At 64.8% G+C, this 22,673-nt stretch carries 24 protein-coding genes; 7 read left to right on the top strand and 17 right to left on the bottom strand.

Features of this window, described 5'->3' with window-relative positions; genetic code table 11:
- Window positions 1-10 precede the first annotated feature (10 nt).
- A complete protein-coding gene (lipB, locus tag BMW76_RS03940; protein ID WP_090863181.1) occupies window positions 11-778 on the bottom strand; it encodes a lipoyl(octanoyl) transferase LipB in 768 nt (255 codons plus the stop codon).
- A gap of 76 nt (window positions 779-854) precedes the next feature.
- Window positions 855-1,181: a DUF2917 domain-containing protein gene (locus tag BMW76_RS03935; RefSeq protein ID WP_090863178.1), complete on the bottom strand. Its 327-nt coding sequence runs from the start codon at window positions 1,179-1,181 to the stop codon at window positions 855-857.
- 98 nt (window positions 1,182-1,279) lie between these two features.
- Between BMW76_RS03935 and BMW76_RS03930 the strand changes: the two genes are divergently transcribed.
- Complete coding sequence (locus BMW76_RS03930; RefSeq protein WP_090863175.1) at window positions 1,280-2,302, top strand: transcriptional regulator GcvA; 1,023 nt, start codon at window positions 1,280-1,282, stop codon at window positions 2,300-2,302.
- A gap of 28 nt (window positions 2,303-2,330) precedes the next feature.
- On the opposite strand, the gene BMW76_RS03925 is transcribed toward BMW76_RS03930, so the two are convergent.
- The 9 genes from BMW76_RS03925 to BMW76_RS03885 form a co-directional block, all read right to left on the bottom strand.
- The gene (locus BMW76_RS03925) at window positions 2,331-2,600 is read right to left on the bottom strand and encodes a DUF493 family protein (protein WP_090863172.1); all 270 of its coding nucleotides are present in this window, start codon (window positions 2,598-2,600) and stop codon (window positions 2,331-2,333) included.
- 89 nt (window positions 2,601-2,689) lie between these two features.
- Window positions 2,690-3,910, bottom strand: coding sequence for a D-alanyl-D-alanine carboxypeptidase family protein (locus BMW76_RS03920; protein WP_090863169.1), 1,221 nt, complete (start codon window positions 3,908-3,910; stop codon window positions 2,690-2,692).
- A 377-nt stretch (window positions 3,911-4,287) separates the two neighbouring features.
- Complete coding sequence (locus BMW76_RS03915; protein WP_090863164.1) at window positions 4,288-4,932, bottom strand: alpha/beta hydrolase; 645 nt, start codon at window positions 4,930-4,932, stop codon at window positions 4,288-4,290.
- Window positions 4,933-4,973: 41 nt separating this feature from the next.
- The gene (locus BMW76_RS03910) at window positions 4,974-5,297 is read right to left on the bottom strand and encodes a (2Fe-2S) ferredoxin domain-containing protein (protein WP_090863161.1); all 324 of its coding nucleotides are present in this window, start codon (window positions 5,295-5,297) and stop codon (window positions 4,974-4,976) included.
- A gap of 197 nt (window positions 5,298-5,494) precedes the next feature.
- Complete coding sequence (locus BMW76_RS03905) at window positions 5,495-6,655, bottom strand: VanZ family protein (protein WP_090863158.1); 1,161 nt, start codon at window positions 6,653-6,655, stop codon at window positions 5,495-5,497.
- Window positions 6,656-6,685: 30 nt separating this feature from the next.
- Window positions 6,686-7,312, bottom strand: coding sequence for an ABC-type transport auxiliary lipoprotein family protein (locus BMW76_RS03900; protein WP_090863156.1), 627 nt, complete (start codon window positions 7,310-7,312; stop codon window positions 6,686-6,688).
- Between the two features lie 18 nt (window positions 7,313-7,330).
- Complete coding sequence (locus BMW76_RS03895; RefSeq protein ID WP_090863155.1) at window positions 7,331-8,293, bottom strand: MlaD family protein; 963 nt, start codon at window positions 8,291-8,293, stop codon at window positions 7,331-7,333.
- A 76-nt stretch (window positions 8,294-8,369) separates the two neighbouring features.
- The gene (locus BMW76_RS03890; RefSeq protein WP_090863151.1) at window positions 8,370-9,260 is read right to left on the bottom strand and encodes an ABC transporter ATP-binding protein; all 891 of its coding nucleotides are present in this window, start codon (window positions 9,258-9,260) and stop codon (window positions 8,370-8,372) included.
- Window positions 9,257-10,396 (bottom strand): MlaE family ABC transporter permease, encoded by a 1,140-nt coding sequence (locus tag BMW76_RS03885; RefSeq protein ID WP_090863148.1) that lies wholly within the window; start codon window positions 10,394-10,396, stop codon window positions 9,257-9,259. Before BMW76_RS03885 ends, BMW76_RS03890 begins: the two co-directional genes overlap by 4 nt.
- A 170-nt stretch (window positions 10,397-10,566) precedes the next feature.
- Between BMW76_RS03885 and BMW76_RS03880 the strand changes: the two genes are divergently transcribed.
- The 3 genes from BMW76_RS03880 to BMW76_RS03870 are packed head-to-tail and all read left to right on the top strand — an operon-like array spanning window position 10,567 to window position 12,629.
- A complete protein-coding gene (locus BMW76_RS03880; RefSeq protein ID WP_090863145.1) occupies window positions 10,567-11,472 on the top strand; it encodes a biotin--[acetyl-CoA-carboxylase] ligase in 906 nt (301 codons plus the stop codon).
- Window positions 11,469-12,350 carry a type III pantothenate kinase gene (locus BMW76_RS03875; protein WP_090863142.1) on the top strand — a complete coding sequence of 294 codons (882 nt, stop codon included), beginning with the start codon at window positions 11,469-11,471 and terminating at the stop codon, window positions 12,348-12,350. Before BMW76_RS03880 ends, BMW76_RS03875 begins: the two co-directional genes overlap by 4 nt.
- 39 nt (window positions 12,351-12,389) lie before the next feature.
- Entirely contained in the window at window positions 12,390-12,629 is a 240-nt protein-coding gene (locus BMW76_RS03870) for a hypothetical protein (protein ID WP_090863139.1), read from the top strand.
- Between the two features lie 48 nt (window positions 12,630-12,677).
- Here BMW76_RS03870 and rfaE2 read toward each other — a convergent pair whose 3' ends face one another.
- The 6 genes from rfaE2 to BMW76_RS03840 form a co-directional block, all read right to left on the bottom strand.
- Window positions 12,678-13,160, bottom strand: a complete 483-nt coding sequence (rfaE2, locus tag BMW76_RS03865; protein ID WP_090863136.1) for a D-glycero-beta-D-manno-heptose 1-phosphate adenylyltransferase — start codon at window positions 13,158-13,160, stop codon at window positions 12,678-12,680.
- A gap of 188 nt (window positions 13,161-13,348) precedes the next feature.
- On the bottom strand, window positions 13,349-14,227 hold the full coding sequence (locus BMW76_RS03860; protein ID WP_090863603.1) for a ferritin family protein: 879 nt from the start codon (window positions 14,225-14,227) through the stop codon (window positions 13,349-13,351).
- Window positions 14,228-14,784: 557 nt separating this feature from the next.
- Window positions 14,785-15,558 (bottom strand): PhaM family polyhydroxyalkanoate granule multifunctional regulatory protein, encoded by a 774-nt coding sequence (locus tag BMW76_RS03855; protein WP_090863133.1) that lies wholly within the window; start codon window positions 15,556-15,558, stop codon window positions 14,785-14,787.
- A 289-nt stretch (window positions 15,559-15,847) separates the two neighbouring features.
- A complete protein-coding gene (locus BMW76_RS03850) occupies window positions 15,848-16,699 on the bottom strand; it encodes an enoyl-CoA hydratase/isomerase family protein (protein WP_407668884.1) in 852 nt (283 codons plus the stop codon).
- Window positions 16,700-16,790: 91 nt separating this feature from the next.
- Entirely contained in the window at window positions 16,791-17,999 is a 1,209-nt protein-coding gene (locus BMW76_RS03845) for an ABC transporter substrate-binding protein (protein WP_090863127.1), read from the bottom strand.
- A 208-nt stretch (window positions 18,000-18,207) separates the two neighbouring features.
- On the bottom strand, window positions 18,208-19,200 hold the full coding sequence (locus BMW76_RS03840) for a fumarylacetoacetate hydrolase family protein (RefSeq protein WP_090863124.1): 993 nt from the start codon (window positions 19,198-19,200) through the stop codon (window positions 18,208-18,210).
- A 164-nt stretch (window positions 19,201-19,364) separates the two neighbouring features.
- On the opposite strand from BMW76_RS03840, the gene BMW76_RS03835 reads away from it, so the two are divergent.
- The 3 genes from BMW76_RS03835 to pcaD all read left to right on the top strand — a co-directional run bounded on the left by BMW76_RS03835 (window position 19,365) and on the right by pcaD (window position 22,634).
- Window positions 19,365-20,255, top strand: a complete 891-nt coding sequence (locus BMW76_RS03835; protein WP_090863601.1) for an IclR family transcriptional regulator — start codon at window positions 19,365-19,367, stop codon at window positions 20,253-20,255.
- 151 nt (window positions 20,256-20,406) lie between these two features.
- Window positions 20,407-21,624, top strand: coding sequence for a DUF3108 domain-containing protein (locus BMW76_RS03830; RefSeq protein ID WP_090863121.1), 1,218 nt, complete (start codon window positions 20,407-20,409; stop codon window positions 21,622-21,624).
- Window positions 21,625-21,845: 221 nt separating this feature from the next.
- Window positions 21,846-22,634 (top strand): 3-oxoadipate enol-lactonase, encoded by a 789-nt coding sequence (pcaD, locus tag BMW76_RS03825; RefSeq protein ID WP_090863118.1) that lies wholly within the window; start codon window positions 21,846-21,848, stop codon window positions 22,632-22,634.
- Window positions 22,635-22,673: the final 39 nt, after the last annotated feature.

Below are 22,673 nucleotides of genomic sequence, written 5' to 3'. Positions count from 1 at the left end.
TTCGTTCCAGTCAGGCGGCGATGGCGCCCGCCTGCGGTTGGCCGACGGCTGCGGGACGGCCGTCGATGTTGGCGATGAGGCTTGCTGCCAGGGTCCGGGCTACGTCGTCCCAGCCGGCTGCGACGCCGAGCGTCGCCATGTCGACTGTTTCCAGCCCCGCGTAACCGCACGGATTGATGGCGAGAAACGGCTGCAGGTCCATGCTCACGTTAAGACTCACACCGTGATAGCTGCAACCGTTACGGATCTTCAGGCCCAGCGCGGCGATCTTCGCGCCGACGTGCAGCCCTGCATCCGGCTGCTCTGGCGCGACATAGATACCCGGCGCGCCGGCCTTGCGTTCTCCGGCGAGATTATACGCCGCGAGGGTGTCGATTACGGCCTGCTCGATCCGCATCACCAGTTCGCGCACCATCAGCTTGCGGCGGCGCAGGTCCAGCAGCAGGTACGCGACCACCTGGCCGGGACCGTGATACGTGATCTGTCCGCCGCGATCGACCTTGACGAGCGGAATGCTGCTGTCGGCAGCGAGCAGATGCGCGGGGTCGCCGGCCTGGCCCAGCGTGAAAACGGGAGGATGTTCGACGAGCCAGATTTCGTCTGAGGTTTCCGGCGTGCGGGCGTCGGTGAACGCACGCATCGCGTCGAAGCTGGCCTGATAGTCCTCCGAGCCGCGCCAGCGCACCGTCACCGGCTGCGCGAGATACGCTTGCGCAGCGATGTCAGGCTGACTGGAACTCGGAGCGACAGGGGACGATGAAACCGGCGTGGCACACATGATTCCGGGAGTTTACCGAAAACCTGCGCGCCTCGCCGGCCCGGAGGACAATAAGCGGGATCGAAGCGCGGCGCGATCAGACGGTACGCCATCCCGAGCGAAGCCACGCGCCAAAGCGTTCGCTGACGCGGGCAAACCAGTTGAACGCCTTCTCGTTGGCACGCGTCGGCACGAGGAAGGCCACGCGCGCCTGCGAGCCCCGCTCGACCGACAGCCACAGCCGCTCGCCGCGCCGCAGACGCAGCGTCTTGCCCGGTTCGAGCCAGTAATCTTCGACATCGTCGCTGCGCGTCACCCACACCGCGCCGCCCGAGACGGCCAGCCGCGTGCTGCGCGTGACCTTCATCGGAACGGTTTCGCCCGCTACGATTTCAAACGTGATGCTAGAGGAAATTTCTCGCATGATGGCCTCGCCAAAAATCGTTTCATGGCTACAATCGTAGGCGTGGCAAGGGTTTACGCCAAACGATCATTTTTCACGGCTTTGTGAGAAAAATTGCGATGGATCTTCGTCAACTGCCGGCACTGAACGCGGTCAAGGCCTTCGAGGCTGCCGCCCGTCACGAGAGCTTTTCGCGCGCCGCCGACGAACTGTTCGTCACGCACGGTGCCGTGAGCCATCAAATCCGCGGGCTGGAGGAAGAACTGGGCGTGAAGCTCTTCGTTCGCGACGGCAAGCGCGTGCGGCTCACCGATGTCGGCCGCCGTTATGCCGCGCAGGTGCGCACGGCGCTGGTGTCGCTCGCGGAAGCCACGCGCGAGATTCGCGCCGGAGACCGCGACCGCCGACTCGTCGTGTCGATGCTGTCGTCGTTCGCGGCGCGCTGGGTGACACCGCGCATCGGCAGCTTCATCGAGGCAAATCCGCAGTGGGATCTCGAACTGCTGTCGACCAACGCGCTGACCGATTTCGCCCGCGATGACGTCGATGCCGCGATACGCTTCGGCTACGGCAACTATCCGGGGCTGCATACCGAGCTGCTTCTCGAAGAGGTGTTTTTCCCGGCCTGCTCGCCGACTTTCAACGGCGGCAATCTGCCGAAAACGCCCGCCGATCTCGCCAACGTGACGCTGCTGCGCTCAGATGACGAACTGTGGCGCCCGTGGTTCGACGCGGCCGGGCTCGCCGACTGGCCCGAGCCGAAGCGCGGCGTGCTGTATCAGGATTCGTCGAATCTGCTGCAGGCGGCCATCGACGGCCAGGGCGTCGCGCTGACGCGCCGCTCGCTGGCGATGCACGAAATAGCGGCTGGGCGGCTCCTGCGGCTTTTCGATGTCGACGCGCCGAGCCCGTGGCAGTACTTCTTCATCTGTCCGCCGCAGATGCTGCAGACCGCGCGCGTCAAGGCGTTCCACGACTGGGTGTTCGACGAAGTGGCGCGCTTCAGGAAGCTCTTCGAAAAAGTGTGCACCGAAAACGCGATGCGCTCGGCGATACAGAAGACGCAGGGAAACAAGGAGACGCAGACAGCACCGGACGCGTTGCACGTCCAGCTTCCAGCAGCGGCGCAGACGGAGCGCTAGCGCGCTGCCGTCTGTGCTTCAAAGCGCGTTACAGCACGACCTTCACCATCGGGTGGCCGGTCAGCGCCCGATAGATATCGTCGAGATGCTCGCGGTTCAGCGCGCGCACCGTTACCGTCAGGCCGGTATAGTTGCCGCCGCTCGACGGCCGCACTTCGACACGCGTCGCGTCAAAACCGCCGTCGAACCGGCGGATTACCTCGACGATCGTCGTCTGGAAATCCGGGTGCGACTTGCCCATCACCTTGATGGGGAAATCGCAGGGAAAATCTATCAATGATTCGTTCACGGGACTCATCCTCGACTCCTTCACTCACCGCACGCAATCACCACATATGATTGCGCGCGGAGAAAAAGTAAGCCGCAGATCCTGTTCTTGTTGCCGGCTTACTTCTTCTTGTTGAACATCAGCATCATCGAATCCCACACACGGCCGACGATGCCCGCCTGCGGCACAGCCTGCAGCGCGACCAGCGGAACCTGCGCAAGCGTCTTGCCGTCGGCGACGAACTTCACGCTGCCGACCTGCTGGCCTTCCGCGATCGGCGCGATCAGCGGATCGGCGTGCTCGACCTGCGGCTTGACCTTGTCGCCCAAGCCCTTCGGCAGCGTGATGTACTGATCGGACTTCACGCCGAGCTTCACCGTATCCTGCGAGCCCTTGTAGACGCGCGGCGTCTCGATGACCTGGTTGGACTTGTACAGACGCACCGCGTCGTACGCGGAATAGCCGTAGTTCAGCATTTTCAGGCTGTCCTGCACGCGGTCGTGCTCCTTCTGCTCGCCCATCATCACCGTGACGAGGCGGCGCGACGCATCGGGCACGCCCGCCAGCGGACGCTTCGCGGTCGCGATCAGGCAGTAGCCGGCCGCCTGCGTGTGGCCCGTCTTCAGGCCATCGACGGTCGGATCGATCCACAGCAGACGGTTGCGGTTCGGCTGCTTGATCTTGTTATACGTGAATTCCTTGACCGAGAAGATGTTGTAGTAATCCGGGTAGTCGCGGATCAGCCGCGCGGACAGGATCGCGAGGTCGCCCGCCGTCGTGTAGTGCTGCGCATCGGGCATGCCGTTCACGTCCGAAAAGTGCGTGTGCGTCATGCCGAGCTTTTGCGCTTCCGCGTTCATCAAGTTGACGAACTGCGATTCGCTGCCGCCGACCAGTTCCGCCAGCGCGATCGCCGCGTCGTTACCCGACTGCACGATCATCCCGTAGACGAGGTCGTGCACCGTGACGGGCTTGTTCGCCTCGATGAACATGCGCGATTCGTCCGTCTTCACGCGGCGCACCGCTTCGCTCGGATTGATCGTCTGGTCCATGGTGATCTTCTTCGTGCCCAGCGCCTCGAACACCAGATACGCCGTCATCAGCTTGGTCAGCGACGCCGGCTCGACGCGCTCATCCGGATTGCCCGACGCGAGCACCTGGTTGCTGGTTGCATCGACGAGCACCCACGAGCGCGCGTTCACGCCCGGCGGCGGCACCTGCGCGAACGCGCTGCCGGCGACGAGCGCAGCGGGCAGAACGAGCCCCAAAGCCAGCTTGCTGGCGACGGTTTGCGGAATGAAAGAAGCGAGGCTGGAATGGCCGGGGTTCGAAAGGCGCATAGGATCGGTTCGGACAGAAGTATGTTCTGGGCGCGCAAGGACGCGCAGTTCGGATGTTCGCGTGATGCCGGATTCGCAGGCGCCGCCGCGCGCAAGCGGTGCGGCGTCGATTTGACTACTCGTCAGACTATCGGTTCGCGCAGCGCGCCTCGCATCTCGCGCCGAATCCGCCATCCAGACCCACGGACAGGCGATTCGATCCACCAGACGGGCAACGCTGCGCCAAAAAAAGAGCGCTCATTATACAAGCGGCCGCCTGACAATTTGCCTTGAGTTTGTGGTGCCTCAACGAGTTTTTCCCGCAATTGCGCGGGTTTTATGACGACAAAGGGCGGCACGCGGCCGCCCTTGTTTTGTCATGCGCGAACGCGTGCGAATCAGCGCCACGCGTCGACGATGATCCGCTTGAGGATATGCAGCTTGCGATGCAGGAAATGCTCGGCGCCTGGAATCACGATGACGGGCAGTTCTTGCGGACGCGCCCAGTCGAAAACCGACTGGATGGGCACGGTGTCGTCGGTTTCGCCGTGGATGACGATCGTGTTTTCCGGCACGGGCGCGACATCCCAGCGGCTCGCCGCCGTGCCGACGAACACCATCCGCTCGATTTCCTTGCCCTCTTCGCGCAACCGCGCGGCGACGTGCGACAGCACGAACGTGCCGAACGAAAAGCCCGCGAGCACGAGCGGCAGATCGGCCTGGCCTGGCTGCGCGCGCATATGCTCGAGCACGGCGAGCAGGTCGTCGCGTTCGCCGATGCCGGCGTCATGCGTGCCTTGCGTTTCACCGACGCCGCGAAAATTCGAGCGGTACGTGACGTAGTTCAGCTGAACCAGCGTGCGCGCGATCGTCTGCGCGACCTTGTTGTCCATCGAGCCGCCGAACAGCGGATGCGGATGCGCGACGAGCGCGATGCCGCGCGGCGCGGCGTTGGCGTCGCGCGTCGCGTCGGGTGCGTCGAGCGCGACTTCGATCTTGCCCGCCGGGCCGTCGATCAGATACTTCTTCGTTTGTGCATTCATCTTGTGGTGTCGCTGTTGTCGCTATCGGGGCGCGGCGGGCATCAACGGTCCATCAGCAGACGCTCGACGATCTTGCCGTTCACGAGATGCGAATCGACGATCTCGTCGATATCGGATTGATCGACGTATGTGTACCAGACACCTTCCGGATACACGACGATGGTCGGCCCTTCCTCGCAGCGATCGAGGCAGCCGGACTTGTTGATGCGCACCTGGCCGGGGCCGGCGAGGCCGAGCTGCTTCACGCGTTTCTTCGCGTACTCCTGCATTTCCTGCGCGTTGCAGTTCGCGCAGCTCGGACGCGACGCGCCCGGCTCACGCTGGTTCAGACAGAAAAAGACGTGATACTTGAAGAAAGAATCCATGATGACTGGCGAGTGAAATCCGTTGACGTCGCGCCGCGTGCGGGTCGTGCAGCGCGCTGGGCAGCATGAGAAGAGGTTCCGTCGATTATAACGACGGGGCTCGAACGCCGCAGATCGCACGGCGCACGCCGCAGGCAAATCGCAGATCGCATGCCGATGTCCATGCGCGCTACGCGGCGATCCGCGATGCGCGCCCTTCACGCCCGCGACCCGCGCCTTCTCGCCAGCAATGCGTGTTCCGCCGACAGCCCGACCCACACGAGCACCGCATACGGCCACATCCATGCGAGCCAGCGCGCGAGTCCGTTGAAGTGCAGATAGCGCCCTTGCCGCCAGTCCGCGAGCACGACATCGAAATACGGATTGACGGGCAGCAGATTGACGAACACGAGCGAAACGGCGAGCGCCATCACGACGAGCGCCGCACGCGAACCGCGCGGCAGTTTCAGCGCCAGCAGCATCGCAACGAAACCGCTCGCGAGACCGATCAGCGCGCCCGGCGTCGCCCAGTTGAACGCGAGACCCGATTGCGATTGCAGGAACGTCGCACCCGCCTTGACGACGAGCGCCGCCACGACGAACGCGATCAGGAGCCGCGCGCGCGGTGCCCGCTCGCGCATCGGCAGCGACGCGAGCGCACCCGCCGCCAGCAGATTGAGCGCGGTGATGATGGCTTCCCACGCATCGTCGGGCAGCCACGACGCGACGAACGCGGGCCACGCCTGCACATGCCAGGCTGCGGGCGTCCATGCGAGCAGCGCGTCCTGCATCGTCGAATCGAAGCGCAGCCACAGATCGCGCGGCCACGCGCCAAGGCCGAACAGCAGCGGCGACGGATACATCGTCGCGAATGGCCACAGCGCCGCGAGTCCGATCACAGCCGTGCGATCGCGCTCGAACCACAAAAAACGGATGCGGCGCAGCATGCCGCGATCGAGCAGCGCGCCCGTCAGCGGCGACATCAGCGTCGCGCCGAGCAGCGCGCCGAGCGCATTCGCGGCGAGATCGAGGTTCGACGCGACGCGTGTCGGCAGCCAGGTCTGCACCGCCTCCATCACGCCCGACAGCAGCGTGCCGACCCCGAACGCGATCGCTACAGCCAGCGCACCGCGCCAGCGCGGATAGACAGCGAGCACGACGAGCGCGCCGAACGGCATGTAGCCGAGCACGTTCGTCACGACGTCAAAGGCCGTCAGAAACTGCGGAAAAGGATCGAAGAGATAGTCGAGCGGACCGATGCCGAGCGAGCGCCAGCCCATGAACGGATACCACGATCCATAGACGATGAGTGCCGCATAGAGCACGAGCGCCTGCCTCGCAAACGCCGACGGCCGGCGCTGCCACGGCTTGTCAGCCATCTGGCGCTCCCATGACCGCGCGCCCGTCCGTCATTGCTGCGCGACGAGCGCCTGCACGCCAAGCCACGCGGAAATCTGCGCGACGAGATCGTCGGTGGCGGCTGCGAGCGCGCGCGCGCCGCCCGCGGCGTCGGCCGAACTCGACGGCGCGCGCGCGAGGAACGTGCGCTGCCCGACCACCTTGCCGTCGACGAACAGCGTCGTGCGCGCAGTGACGGAGCCGTGGCTTTCCGACTGGCCGTCGAAGTCCTGTTCGAATTCGTCGAGGTCCACCCTCAGCACGGGAGCGTGCACGCCGTCACCGCCCGTGAGCACCGTGCCGCGCGACGACAGCGCATTGCGCAGCCGCTGCGTCAGCAGTTGCGCGGGCGGCATCGTCCAGTGGCTGGTCGCGTACGAGGCCGTCTGCTGCGAGTCCGCATACGTGAGGCGATAGATGAGCTTGTCGGAGTCGAGCGTGGCGGGCGCCGTGACATCGAGCACCTTGATCGCCGGCATCGTGCCCGTGCTCCCCGGCAGCGGCGCCGGGCCGAGGTCGTAGCGGATATCGGCGAGCGCGGCCGGGTTGCCCGCGCAACCGGCCAGCACGCCGAGCGCGAGCAGCACTCCGCCGAGCGCTGCGCGCGTGATGAAGAGTCGGTGATTCGAACGTGACATTGCGTATTCCTTTGAAATTCATTTTGCCGCGCGCACCGCCGGCCACACGAAGCCCGGCTCGCCCGGGCCGGGCGCAGCAGGCGGCGCGCCGAACAGCACGCTGTTCGGCGTGCTGCTGAACGTATCGGCGGCGCGGTCGACGGAGCGCACGGCCGTGCGCACGTCTTCTGCCAGCGAGTTGACGCGCGGCAGCGTGTCGTAGCCGACGCGCGCCGACACATCCTGCAGCGTCGCATTCATCGCCGTCAGCGCATCGCCTGCCTGCTGCGCGGCCGTGCCGACCTTGTTCAGCGTGACGTTGAGCGGACCGTCCGCGCGATTGAGGCTCGTGATCATCCGGTTCGTCGATACGAGCGTCTGGTCCAGCTGGTTCAACGTGCCCGGCAGCTTGCCCGCTGCCGGTCCCATTTGCGCCGTGAGCGTCGCGACGCCATCGGCTGCGTGTTGCAGGCTCGCCGCCGTCGCCATCAGCTGGGCGCGCATTTCCGGCGAAAGCAGCTCGTCGACGTCGCGCACGGTCTTTTCGAGCTCACGCAGCAGCACATCGCCGCGCGACTGCAACTGGTCGAGCAGGCCCGGACGCATCGGCATCTGCGCGACGTTCTTCGGCGACGACGCGAGCGGCCTCGTGTCGTGTCCCGTGTCGTCGAGCTGGATGAACGCGAGGCCCGTGACGCCCTGCAGGCCGAGACTGCCGAACGTCGAATGCGTGATCGGCGCGTTCTTGTCGACGAGGATGCGGATCAGGATCTGTCCCGGATGCGCGCGATCGAATTTGATCGACTGCACCTTGCCGACGTCGAGGCCGCGATATCGTACCGCAGCATCCGGGTACAAACCTGTGACATTGGTCCGCGCAATCAGATCGAAAGGGATGCGCACCGATCGGTCGACGTTGAAGAAAAACGCCGCCACACCGATCGCAATCGCCATCACGACTGTGAAGAGCCCGGCCCAGAAGGCGTGTGATTTGTTTTCCATGGTCAGGTTCCCTGGTTCGCAGCGGGTTGGCGGCCGGCTACGCGGGCGCTTTCACGACCGCGTGTGGTTGCCGGACTCACAGCGCGGTGCGCAGCGGAAGCGCTTCCGCCGCGGGCTCCAGCGCTTCGTGCGGCAGCTTCGCGCGCCGCTCCGGCGATAACCCCTGCAACGCGAGCCGCCCGCGCAGCCCGAGAAAATATTCGCGGATGAACGGATGATCGACGCCCGCCACTTCCTCGACGGGTGCCGCCACGACGACCTTGCGATCCGCGATCACGGCGACGCGCGTCGACAGCGCGACCATCGTATCGAGATCGTGCGTCACCATCACCACCGTGAGGCCGAGCGCGCGATGCAATGCGCTGATCAGCTCGACGAATTCGTCGGATGCCTGCGGATCGAGGCCCGCCGTCGGCTCGTCGAGGAACAGCAGCTCCGGTTCGAGTGCGATGGCGCGCGCAATGCCCACGCGCTTGACCATCCCGCCCGACAGCGCCGCCGGCATCTTCGACGCGTGCTTGCACGGCAGCCCGACCATTTCGAGCTTGAGCATCACGATGTCGCGCAGCAGGTCTTCGGGCACCTTGCCGAGCTCGCGCAACGGCTGCGCGATGTTGTCGAACACCGACAGCGACGAGAACAGCGCGCCGTGCTGGAACAGCATGCCCGAGCGCACGCGCATCAGCGCCGCTTCGTCGTCGTCGAGCCGGGCGATGTCCTCGCCGAACACCTTGATCGTGCCCGAAGTCGGTTTTTCGAGGCCGAGAATCTGGCGCATGAGCGTCGTCTTGCCCGAGCCCGAGCCGCCGACGATCGACACGATCTCGCCGCGCCGCACGTCGAAGTCCAGATGGTGATGGACGATGTTGCGGCCGTAGCGCGTGGTGAGATTGCGCACCTCGATCACGGTTTCCGCGATCTGCGGCAGCGGCTGGTCCCGTACGGCGGAGGTAAGCGGCGCGATCATGACAGCCCCACGTTCTGAAAGAGAATCGCGAACACGGCGTCGGCGAGGATGACGACCGTGATCGACGTGACAACCGATGTCGTCGTGCCCTCGCCGAGACTCTGCGAGTTGGCCTTGATGCGAAAGCCGAAGTGACAGCCGACGATCGCGATCAGCATGCCGAACACCACGCCCTTGCCGAGCCCGATCCACAGATTCGCGACGGGCACGACGCCCGGCAGTGCGCGCGCAAAGTACGACATGTCGATCTGCAACACGAGCTTCGCGGCCAGCGCGCCGCCCGTCAACGAGACGATGTTCGTCCACATCACGAGCAGCGGCATCGCGAGCGACAGCGCGAGCACGCGCGGCAAAATCAGACGCAGGCCGTGCGGAATGCCCATTACGCGCATTGCGTCGAGTTCTTCCGTCACGCGCATCACGCCGATCTGTGCAGTGATCGCCGAACCGGAGCGGCCCGCCACCAGGATTGCCGACAGCACGGGGCCCAGCTCGCGCAACACCGACATACCCAGAATGTTCACGATGTACTGGTTCGCGCCGAAGAGCCGCAGCTGCTGTGCGGACAGATAGCTGAGCACAATGCCGATCAGGAACGCGACGAGTGCGGTGATGGGCAGCGCCTGCGTGCCCGCGCTGTAGACGTTCGCCGAAAACTCCTTCCACGGCGCGAGCTTCGGGTTGCGCGCGATCGACAGCAGATCGAGAATCACGCGCCCGAACATCGCGACGCCGCCATACAGATGCTCGAAGAACGCGAAGATGCCGAGGCCGAGCTGCGTGAACGGATCGAAGCGGCGCACGGGCTCGGGGTTCTCGCGCACGGTGTCGAGCAGCGCGATGCGCTCGAAGATATCGCGCTGCGTATCGTTGAGCGCGACGAGATCGGCGGGCAGCTTGTAGCCCCACACGCGCCACAGCGCCTGGCCACCGACATGATCCATCCGCTCGACTTGCGACAGATCCCATTGCGCGACATGCGCGCGGCTGGCGATCAGTTCACGCAAACGCGGCAACGCCCTTTCGTGCACGCGGTCACGCGCCAGCGCGAGCGCAGTCCACTGACCGGACAGGCGCACGATCTTGCCCTGGCTGCCTGCCGCGACTTCGAGTCCGGGAGGAGTGTCGTAGTTCAAGGATCGCTGAAATGGGGTTATCGGATTAACGGGCATTGTAGCGAAGCCACCGCTATTGGGCCCTGGTGGTATGCCTCGTACCGGCGCGAGTTCTGGCGGGGCAGCCGGAGGATAGCGGAATGGGTCACGACCCGATCACGATGACAGACTCAGTGGCTAAAATACGGCTCATGAATACCCCTAACTCATCCAGCGCCTCGGGCGACTGGCGAATCGACCGGCAGCGCGCCGTTGCCTTGTTCGGTCCGGCCGCGCACGACTGGCCCATCGAGATCGTCGAAGAGACGGGCTCGACCAACGCCGACCTGATGGCGCGCATGAAAGCGCTGCCACGCGAACCGGGCGCGCTCGCGCGGCCTGTCGTGCGCGTCGCCTATCTGCAGACGGCGGGACGCGGCCGGCGCGGCCGCACGTGGTATGCGGAACCCGGCAATGCGCTGCTGTTCTCGGTCGCTTGCGTGCTGCCGCGGCCGCTCGAAGGACTCGCGGGGCTAAGCCTCGCCGTGGGCGTGGCGCTCGTCGACGGCTTGCGTTCGCTGCCCGTCGCGGGCCCTGGCCAGATCGCGCTGAAGTGGCCGAACGACGTGCTGCTCGAAGGCGACAAGCTCGCCGGCATCCTGATCGAAACGGCGTGGAGCACGGCGGACGCCAGCGCCGTCGTGATCGGTATCGGCACGAACGTGAAGGGCGCGGACGAACTCGCCGCGAAAGTCGGCGCGCTCAACGCGGACGTGCCCGCGCAGGCACGCGGCGCGGCGCCCACGGCCCTCTCGCGCGCGCTGCCGAACGCGAATCTCACCGATACCCTCGCCGCCGAGCTCAACGCGCTCGAACCGGCATTGCAGCGCTTCGGCGCGGAAGGCTTCGCGCCGTTCCGGCAACGCTGGAACGGCTGTCACGCCTACGCGGGGCGCGATGTCGTGCTGTTCGAGCAGGGCGTCGAGATCGGACGCGGCGTTGCGGCAGGCGTCGACGATCTCGGTCAGTTGCTGCTCGATACGCCATCCGGCCAGCAGGCGATCGCGACGGGCGACGTGTCGCTTCGTCTCGCGGACGAAGGCAGCGGCGTCGCATGAGTGGCGCACCGTATCTGCTGATCGACGCCGGCAATAGCCGGGTCAAGTGGGCGCTCGTTCAGGCCGATGGTACACAGACGCACTCGGGCGCGTTCGCGCATGGTGGCCAGTTGGTCAAGGGTACGGGCGATCCCTTGCAGTCAAGGCATGAGCCGGACTGGTCGACGCTGCCTGCGCCGGGTTCTGCATGGTTATCGAACGTCGCTGGCGACGCCGTCGCGCGCCGCATCGACGCATTCATCGACCGATCTTGGCCCGCTCTGCCACGCACGACGATCCGCTCGGCTGCGCAGCAGTGCGGCGTCACGAACCGCTACACGACGCCGTCGCAACTCGGCAGCGACCGCTGGGCGGGCATGATCGGCGCACGCGCGGCATTTCCGGGGGAACCGCTGCTGATTGCGACGTTCGGCACCGCGACGACGCTGGAAGCATTGAACGCCGACGGCGTGTTCGTCGGTGGATTGATCGCGCCGGGCTGGTCGCTGATGATGCGCTCGCTCGGCGAGCATACGGCGCAACTGCCGACACTCGACGCAATCGCCGCGCGCGGCCTGCTCGCCGGCGACGCCGACGGCGGCACCGCAAGCACAGGCGAACATGCGAATCGCGCCGCGTGGTTCGCGGTCGATACGCCGCGCTCGTTGTCGTCGGGATGCGCGTTGGCGCAGATCGGCTTCGTCGAGCGGATGTGGCGCGATCTGCAGGACGAATGGAAAGTACCCGTGCGGCTCGTCGTCAGCGGCGGCGCCTCGGGTGAACTCGCGCAGGCGCTGAGCGTACCGCATACGCGTCACGATTCGCTCGTGCTGGCGGGACTCGCGCTGATCGCGGCGGAGGCTTCGGCCAGTTCGCTACGGGACGCCCGCCCATCCTGAACACCGAAAACTGGACCGACAATGGTGGAGACCTCAACGATGCTGCGCTGGCTAATCGCCCTGCTCCTGCTCGCCAACATCCTCGCGTTCATCACGATGCGCGGGCTGTTCGGCCCGTCGCCCGCGGCGGGGCCTCGCGAACCGAATCATCTGGGCCGGCAGGTGCGTCCTGACCAGTTGCGCGTGTATCCGATGTCGGCGGCCGACTCGACGGATCTCGCCGTCGTCGGCGGACCCGCGCCCATCACGCCTGTCGCCGCTTCGGCGCTGAAGCAGTAAGAGCGGCTGGGTCGAAAACGCGCGGGCCGGATCGTCACCGCGTCGCCCTTAACCCTGCGCGCGCACTTTCTTGAGGAGCGCCGTCGTCGAACGGTCGTGTTCGAACGGAATCGCCAGCGCCTTGCCGCCCCAGCCGCGCACGAGTGCGGATTCCGGCAGTTTGTCCATGTCGTAGTCACCGCCTTTAACCAGCACGTCGGGCCGCAAAGCGTCGATCAGCGCAACGGGCGTCTGCTCGTCGAAACGCACCACCCAGTCGACGCTTTCCAGCGCCGCCAGCAGCGCCATCCGGTCGGCTTCGTTGTTGATCGGGCGGTCGTCGCCTTTGCCGAGCATACGCACCGACGCATCGCTGTTCACGCCGACGATCAGCGTCGCGCCCAGCGCCTTCGCGTCCGCGAGATAGGTGACGTGCCCGCGATGCAGGATATCGAAAACACCATTTGTGAAGACCACGGGTCCTGGCAGCGAAGGGCGAAGTTGTGCGAGGGCCTCACGCGTCGTGAGCTTGCGTTCGAAAGTAGCGGCCATGTGAGAAGTCGTTTAGCGGATGTGCGTCGAGTGTATTCGAATCGCCTCGTGCAGCCGCAGAAGGACTGAACGGCGGCGACGCGTGGATTTAAAGCCCAAAAGAAAACGGCCCGGCGGGTTTTCACCTGCCGGGCCGTGCCGTTTCTGTGCCGCGCGCGGTGCGTTCAGCCGACGGCGCGCCGCCCCTGTCAGGCCGGTTGCTGATGCGCAGCCACCGGCTGTTCAGCCTGGAGGCGCGTCACCACTTCCTTGCGATAGCGGTTCAGTTCCTGAGCCGTACCGAACGAGCGCTCGAACAGGATCGACAGGTTGTGCAGAATGCGTTCGACCACCTTCTTCTCCCAGCCGTCGTCGAAACGGATCTGCTCGTCGAGCCAGCGTTCGAGCCACTCCGGATCGGGCAGACGCGATTGCACGGTATCGCGCGGGAACAGCGACTGGTTCACGTGCAGATTCGTGGGATGCAGCGGCTTTTCGGTGCGACGCGCGGAAGCCATCAGCACGCCGATCTTGGCGAACGACGCGCGCGCGACATCGCCGAAATTCGTCAGCGCCTTTTTCATGTAGCGCAGATACGCGCCGCCATGACGGGCTTCGTCGCGCGAAATGGTTTCGTAGATGTGCTTGATGACGGGCTCGGTATGCCATTCAGCCGCGCGGCGATACCAATGGTTCAGGCGGATTTCGCCGCAGAAGTGCAGCATCAGCGTTTCGAGCGGCGGCGCCGGATCGAATTCGAAACGGACTGCGTGCAGTTCTTCTTCCGTCGGCACCAGATCGGGCTTGAAGCGGCGCAGATATTCCATCAGCACCAGCGAGTGCTTCTGCTCTTCGAAGAACCACACGCTCATGAATGCGGAGAAGTCGCTGTCGTGGTGGTTGTCGCGCAGGAACATTTCCGTGGCGGGCAGCGCCGACCATTCGGTGATCGCGTTCATCTTGATGGTCGCCGCCTGCTCGTCAGTGAGCAGCGACGCGTCGAATTTGTCCCAGGGAATGTCCTTCTCCATGTCCCATCGAACGGACTCGAGCGATTTGTAAAGTTCCGGATAAAGCATGGTGTTCATGATCCCACCCCTGTTCTGCGCAAGGCGACGTCTGTTATCTGTTGCTACTTTGCTGCGGATGAACGGAAATTCCGAAGCGTCGGGAACTTTCGCCGTCATCAGCGCAGCCTTCAATTTTACGCGGTAATCGGCTGCCAAGATGCAGGCTTTGGCAAAAGAACTACTGCGGCTCGTGATGCGCACACGGATTTCATGCCTCGAGTGCGCGGCCAACCGTGGGTGAGGGAGAACCTGTGCCTGAGGTCGTGCCAGCTTGCGGCCTGGACGGCAGCATGGGGTCCGCGATGGACGCTCCGGCACCGTATCGGCACCGGCATGGGCGGCGAATCTGTCGCTGATGCGACGTTGCTCGCGCGCTCCCGCAGGCCAGAAAAAGCTTACACGATGATAGCACGCGAGGCTGCACGGCCCTGTTCCCGGGCCGTCAGGACGCGCTTTGAATTGACGTAAAGCAACGCCGGCGCACGCTATCCACACGGATTCAACTGGATGTGCTAGCGCACCGCACGCGTTTTAAAGCGGTCGTATCGCTTTGCCGCGATACGACCGCCACGACCTCATTCGGACGCCGATGAAGTTTTCTTCGCCGCTGATCCGCCCGTTGCGCGCTTCGCAGCCGGGCGTTTCGCGGCGGGACGCGGCCCGTCCCCGTCGTCGGCGGCTTTCGCTTGCGCTGCGGCGTCCGCTTCGGGGCCGGAGTCTGGGGCATCGTCTGGTTCGAGATCGCTCGGTTCGATTCCCGCGCCCGCTTCCGATGCGCCTGTCGCCGTCGTCGCAGCCGGCTGCGCCATCGCGAACTGCGCGATCTGGTTGAACTGCGCCTGCAGCAGATTCCACCAGCCCGACGCATCGAACGCGGGCGGCGGCGTCGCCTCGCCAGCTTCCTGCGCGCTTGCGGCAGGCTGCGGCTCCGGCTGCTTCGGCTGCTCGGGCTGCTCCGGCTGCTTCGGCTGCACGTCGGCTGCGGGCTGCGTCATCGCCTGCTGCGCAAATGCGCCGAACGCGCGCAGCGTCGAGAGCGTCGCGCGCTGTACTTCGAGCGCCTGAATCGCCGATTGCAGCATGTTCAGATTGAGCTTGAGCCATTGCTCGACGGCGCGCATGTCGGTGATGCGCTTGTCGAGTTCCTCGACGTTGGTGAGCGGCGCCATCATGTCGGACATCATCGACAGCGATGGCACGATGCCCTGCGCCGCGCCCGGATGCGTGCCCGGAAACGCAGCGCCGAACGGCGTGAGACGCATCATGCCCCACATGCGGTCGAGCATTTCGGCGGGCGGGAAACCGGGAAAGCCTGGAAACGGTGGCGTCGAGCCTGGTGTGTCGGTCATTGCGGTTCTCCTTGATTTCCTGAGTTCGGTTCCAGCGTGCGGCATAGGCATGCTGTTCGATCATACCGCGCGCCGTTTGCGGCTGGCCCCGCGAATTGCTGCCGATTAAATGCCTCGTTGGGTGCCTGGTTGGGTGCCCGGTTGTGTGCCCGGTTGGGCGCACTTATCGTGCGCTTCTGCCGGTGATGGTTTTGCGTTTCCCTAAAGCAGCATTCGCCGATTCGCGGCCGCAAGGAATGCTCCTGCACCAGCATCGCCGACGATCAACGCAGTTGCCGCCGCGCCATCGTCAGAACGGCTCCTTGCCCGAAAAATCCGGCGCGCGCCGTTCGCGCAGCGATGCCACGCCCTCCTGCACGTCCGGTCCCGCGAAGCCCATGAATTCCAGCGCCAGCGATGTGTCGAACGCCGGCCCCGCCGAGCGCAGCCAGTTGTTCAACGCGTACTTGGTCCAGCGAATCGCCGTCTGCGAACCATTTGCGAGCTTGCGCGCGACTTCGAATGTCTTCGGCAGCAGATCGTTGTCGTCGACGGCGAGCGATACGAGGCCGATCCGCTCGGCTTCCTCACCGCTCACCGGCTCGCACAGCATCAGGTAGTACTTCGCTTTCGCCATCCCGCAGAGAAGCGGCCACACGATCGCCGCGTGGTCGCCTGCCGCGACGCCCAGACGCGTGTGCCCGTCGATGATGCGCGCCGATTTCGTCGCAATCGAAATATCGGCGAGCAGTCCCGCGACGAGCCCCGCGCCCACAGCCGGTCCGTGCATCGCCGACACGATCGGCTTGCTGCAATTGATCACGTTGTAGACGAGGTCGCGCGCTTCGCGCCATACGCGCGTGCGCACATCGAAGTCGTTGGCCATGTCTTCGACGAGACCCAGGTCGCCGCCCGCCGAAAAGCCCTTGCCCTCGCCGCGAATCACCACGACGCGCGTCTCCGGATCGCGATCGACGTCGCGCCAGATGTCGGCGAGTTCGCGATGCATGTTCGCGTCAGCCGTCGCGAGATTGCTCTTGTTCGTGCCCTCGCCGCTCATCACGATTTCGAGGATGCCGTGCGCATGCCGTCGCACGCGCAGCGACTTGTAGTGCGCGTAAAACGCGGGTTCGACCGATTGCGATTCCGATTCGTGAGACATGGCTGACATCCGTAAGAGCGACGCGTCGGCGTCGGAACACACTTCACGCACGCGGCGCAGCCGACGCTGCGCCGCGCGAGCACACCGCGTTCTAGCGCGGCTGATACACCCACTTCGCGCTGCGAATCTCAACCATCACGCGCGCGCGCTGATCGAGGCCCAGGTGATCCGTCGTGCTCATGTTGACGACGCCGTTCGTGTCGGCGAGACCGCGTGTCGCTTCGAGCGCATCACGCAACGCGCGGCGAAACTCGACCGTTCCGGGCGCGGCCGATTTCAGCGCGACGGGAATCGCGTTGTTCAGCAGCATGCTCGCGTCCCACGCATACGAGCCGAACGCCGATACGCTGCCCGGCCCGCGCAGCTTCTCAAAGTGCGCGATGTAATCGAGCGCGAGACGCTTCGAAGCATAGTCCGCGGGAAGCTGCGATGCGACAAGCACGGGACTCGCGGGCAGGAACGTGCCGTTGCAATCGGCGCCGCACACGCGCAGGAAGTCGTTATTGCCGACGCCGTGGTTATGGTAGATCTTGCCCTTGTAGCCGCGCGAAATCAGCGTCTTCGGCGGCAGCGCGGCCGGCGTGCCCGCCGCGCCCACGACGACGGCATCCGGGTTCGCCGCCATGATCTTGAGGATCTGACCGGTGACGCTGGGGTCGGTGCGGTTGAAGCGCTCGTTGGCCACCACGCTGATGTGATGGATCTGCGCGAACTTCGCGACTTCCGCGTAGAACGTCTCGCCGAGCGCATCCGCCTGGCCGATGTACGCGAGCGTCTTCACGCCGTGCTGGCTCGCGTGCTCGGTAATCGCGGACGCCATCATCGCGTCCGTTTGCGGCGTCTTGAACATCCAGTGCCGCTTCGCATCGACGGGCTCGATGATCTTCGCCGACGACGCCAACGAAATCGCAGGCGTTTCACCTTCGGCGATCACGTCGATCATCGCAAGCGAGTTCGGCGTGATCGACGAGCCGATGATCGCATCGACATGATTTTCGGAGATCAGCTTCTTCGTGTCCTGCACGGCTTGCGTGGTATCGGATGCATCGTCGAGCACGATGTATTCGATCTTCTGGCCGGCGACTTCTTTCGGAAAGAGCGTCGAGGTATCGCGCGCGGGAATGCCGAGCGATGCGGCCGGTCCCGTCAGCGACAGCACGAGGCCGATCTTCACCTGCGCGAATGCGAGTCCAGGCAGAAGAGAAAGCGTGGCGCCGAATACTGTGCGCCGGCCTGTGGCGCGAGAGTTCGTAAAGCGCTCGCGCAAAGTTGAAAATGCAAACGTCCCGTATCGCGGCATGCCGTGTCTCCTTTTTTGTGCGTTCTGCGATGCTGCGTGGCTTGCGCTGTCCGGCCATCGGAACATCAGCGGCTGCGAGACTCGATGGCTCCGCGCGAGCGTCAGTGTAGCGGCGCGCGCGGCGCTATCGGCATCGGGCGAAACCCTTTCGGTTCGCTCGACTCGATGCATGCATGACGCGCTTCGGCACGTCATGCACGATGCCCTCTCACTGCGCGTCTTCGAGCGGCGCAACGGCCTGATCGATCGAACCGAAAATCGACTTGCCTGCTTCGTCGAACATCTCGATCTTCACCGTGTCGCCGAACTTCATGAACTCGGTTTGCGCCGCTCCGTGCTCGATCGTTTCGAGGCAGCGCTTCTCGGCGATGCAGCAGTAGCCGCGCTTCGCATCCTTGTTCGAGACCGTGCCCGAGCCGACGATCGCGCCCGCGCGCAAGTTGCGCGTCTTCGCCGCATGGGCGATCAGCTGGCCGAAGTTGAACACCATGTCGGTGCCCGCATCCGGCTGGCCGATCTTCCTGCCGTTCCAGTGAACGATCATCGGACGATGCACGCGGCCTTCGCGCCATGCGTCGCCGAGTTCGTCGAGCGTCACGGCAACGGGCGCGAACGACGTCGCGGGCTTGCTCTGGAAGAAGCCGAAGCCCTTCGCCAGTTCGGCGGGAATCAGGTTGCGCAGCGACACGTCGTTGACGAGCGTCACGAGCCGGATGCTCTTCAACGCCTGCTCGGGCTTCGTGCCCATCGGCACATCGCCCGTAATGACGGCGACTTCCGCCTCGAAATCGATGCCGAACGCTTCCGACGCGCACACGATGTCGTCCTTCGGTCCAATGAAATCGTCACTGCCGCCCTGGTACATCAACGGATCGGTCCAGAACTCGGGCGGCATTTCCGCGCCGCGCGCGCGGCGCACCAGCTCGACGTGGTTCACATACGCGGAGCCGTCCGCCCATTGGAACGCGCGCGGCAACGGCGCCATGCATTCCTTCGCGTCGAATGAAAACGTGTTGCGCGCGCGGCCTTGATTCAACTCGTCGTACAGGTCGCGCAGTTGCGGCGCGTAGAAGGTCCAGTCATCGAGGACGCGCTGCATCGTTGGCGCGATGGTGTCGGCGATGGCGGCCGTATGCAGGTCGCGCGAAACGACGATCAGTTGACCGTCGCGCGTGCCGTCCTTCAGCGTGGCAAGTTTCATGGCGGGAAAGCGTATGGATGACGATAAGAGGAATGTATTCTACGATGGTGAATCGGCGCGGCCCAAGCGGACGCCTCATGCGGGCTTTTGCACATCGCGACGCGCGCCTGGTTTGCGTCGTTTGCCCGCTGCCGTTTTCACATTCACTGCCCGACCCGTTGCCTATGTCACCGACTGCCCGTTCAACTTCGATCCGCCAGGATGCCGAATCCGCCGAACCGCTCGATTCCGTCGACGACGATGCCGTCGATCAGCGCGAAGCCGGCGAGGAAAAACTGCGCTCGGGCATCCAGTCCATCGAAGTGGGCTTCCGTCTGCTCGAGGTGCTCACGCACGAACCGCGCGCGATGATGCTGCGCGACCTCGCGCAGCGCGCAGGCATGAGCCCGGCGAAAGCGCACCGCTATCTGGTGAGTTTCCAGCGCCTGGGCGTCGTCGCGCAGGACCCGCTGACGGGTCGTTACGAACTCGGCGGCTTCGCATTGCAACTGGGGCTCGCGCGGCTTGCACGCGTCGACGGCGTGAAGCTCGCGCGCGTTGCACTCGCCGAACTGCGCGACCGGCTCGACATGACGGTGGGCATCGCTGTGTGGGGCAACCAGGGGCCGACCGTCGTGCACTGGATGGAATCGAGTTATCCCGCGAAGGCATCGCTGAAACTCGGCGATGTGATGCCGATGCTCAGTTCCGCGACGGGGCTGCTGTTCGCCGCCTATCTGCCGCGTGGCAAGACGGCCGCGATGATCGAACGCGAGCTCGCACAGACGCAGCGTTGGGCGACGGCCAACACACCGACCACGCCGGAGGACGTCGAGCGCGTGCTCGAAGACGTGCGCGCGCATGGCGCGGCCCGCGTCGAAGGCATGTTGCTGCCGACCATACACGCGTTCTGCACGCCCGTCTTCGATTCGAACGGCGATCTCGCGCTCGGGCTGATCGCGCTGGGTCACGAGGGCGCATTCGACATCGCGTGGGGCGGCGCAGTCGATACCGCCCTGCGCGAGTGCGCGCAGAAGCTGTCATACGAACTCGGGTATAGTCCGGCGCCCCGATAGACCGATAGAGCTTCAATCACACGATGAGCCGCGCGACGAGGCGCACGACAACCCGCACGAAGCCCCCCGACAACCCGCACGATGAACGCGTGACGGCGGCGCCCGGTCGAAACGTCTTTAACCGCGTTCTGCGTTCAACATACTGCTTCCCATGTCGTCTCCATTCGCTGTCCGCACCGTTTCGTCGCATGCGCAACTCGCCGCAGCGCAGCGCCGTTCGTCGCGGCTGCGGTGGACGGGCGTGCTCGCGGCTGTCGCCGGCGCGCACCTGATCGCCGCACTGTGGTTCGAACGGCATCACGACACGTTCAAACCGGTCGCGCCGGAGCATGTTCCCGTGCAGGTCGCGCTGCTCAAGCCCGAGCGCATCGAAACGCAGGCTGCCGGCTCTCCGCCGCCCGCCATCGCGAAGCCCGCTCCGCCCAAACATGGTGCTCAGGCGCCGCGCGAGCATGTGCTGACGGCGACACGTCCGCAACCGTCGAAAGTGCCCGCGACTAACGAAGCCGCCAGTGCGCCTGTCGGTGCTTCGGCCGCTTCGGATTTAGTGGCCTCCGCTGCGGCAGCCCTGGCCGCCGCGAACCATGGACCCGGCATCGGCCAGGGCAACACGCCACAAGCGACGCCTGGCGTGAAGTTTTCCGTGCCGCCATCGGGCGATCTGCAATACGACACGTTCTACAACGGCGTGCGCAATCAGCCTGGCACGATTCACTGGACGAGCGATGGCCGCTCGTACGATATGGTCGTCTCGGTGCCTCTACCGTTTGTCGGCACGTTCAGCTATTCGAGCCACGGGCGCGTCGACGCATTCGGTCTCGCCCCCGATCAGTACGTCGAAAAGCGCGGCCGTCGCGGCGAAGATGTGACCACGTTCCATCGCGATACGAAGCAGATTGGCTTCACGCGCACGCCCGCTACATTGGCGCTGCCCGACGGCGCGCAGGACCGCTTCAGCATGGTGATGCAACTGGCGAGTCTGGTGCGCGGCGACCCGGATGCCTATCAGCCAGGCGTCACGCGGCAGTTCTACGTGACGGATAACGATAGCGGCGAGATCTGGCCTATCGAGACGATAGGCGACGAAACCGTGCGCACCGGGCAAGGATCGATCGATGCGCGGCATTTCATGCGGCTGCCGCGCCGCGAAAACGATCGCCGGCGCATCGACGTGTGGCTCGCGCCGTCGCTCGGCTGGCTGCCGGCGCGCCTCGTGCAGACGGAGCCGAACGGCACGCAGATCGAACTCGTATGGCGCGGCAAGCTCGCGCCGCCGGATGTCAACGACGCCTCTTCTTCGGACGACAGCTCGTCGGGCAGCGCCCAACCCTCCGTCACCGATCCCGGCGCGGGACCGGAAAAGCCCTGATGCAAGCAGGCTCTTGGCGCTGCGGGATACTTAACAATCGAGGCCGCACTCGTCTTCAGAAACTTCTGCCGCGTGCATGAATCGCACGACGAGCAGCGCTCATCACACGAACGTTTCATGCGCATCCCATGATGCGAATTGAACGACCCGGCGAACGACCCGGATCGCATGAGCGGTTGATTCACTCGTTCTTTCATTGCGACAACATTTATGGAGTCCGCATGCAAACCAATGTGAATGGCATCGATACGCGCTACATCCTGAGCAATGAAGGTGGAGGCCCCTGGCTCACGTTCGTTCATCAGCTAGGCGGCGATCTGTCGATATGGGATCAGCTCGCCGGTTTCTTCCGCGACGAGTACACGGTATTGCGCTACGACGTGCGCGGTCACGGGCAAACGGCCGTATCCGACAAGCAGTTCAGCGTGGCGGATCTGTCACAGGATCTGCGCGCGCTGCTGGATGCGCTTGGCGTAAAGAAGACGCATCTGGTCGGCATGTCGATGGGCGGCATGATCGCGCAGCAGTTCGCGCTCGATAACCCCGATCGCGTGGATACGCTGACGCTGACCGACACGCACGCCGCCACGCCATCCGACGGCCGCGCGCTCTGGGAGCAGCGCGCGGCAATGGTGCGCAACGAAGGCGTCGGCGCGCTCGCGCAAGCGACAATGGAACGCTGGCTGACGGCCGGCTTTCGCGATGCGCATCCCGAAGTCGTCGAACAGATTCGCGAGGTATTCGAGAACACTTCGTCTGAAGGTTATGCGCATGCGTGCCTTGCACTGCGCGATTTCGACGTGAGCAGTAGACTGAAGGAGATCACCCTTCCCACTCTCGCAGTGGCTGGACGCCACGATGCAGGCACGCCACCTGCTGCTACACAGGCAATAGCGGATGCCATCCGGGGAGCGAGATTCGAACTGCTAGACGCGGCTCACCTCGCACCGATTGAGCAATCACAACGTTTTACTGCTTTGCTTGAATCGTTTTTGCAGAAACTGGTCTAACAGACAGGTCCGGAATCTTTAACGCGTCAAGCCGGACCC

The sequence above is a fragment of the Paraburkholderia diazotrophica genome (genome assembly GCF_900108945.1).
GTDB classification, from domain to species: domain Bacteria; phylum Pseudomonadota; class Gammaproteobacteria; order Burkholderiales; family Burkholderiaceae; genus Paraburkholderia; species Paraburkholderia diazotrophica.
Note: the sequence above shows the minus strand (reverse complement) of the source record. Positions and strands in the feature narration are given on the sequence as shown.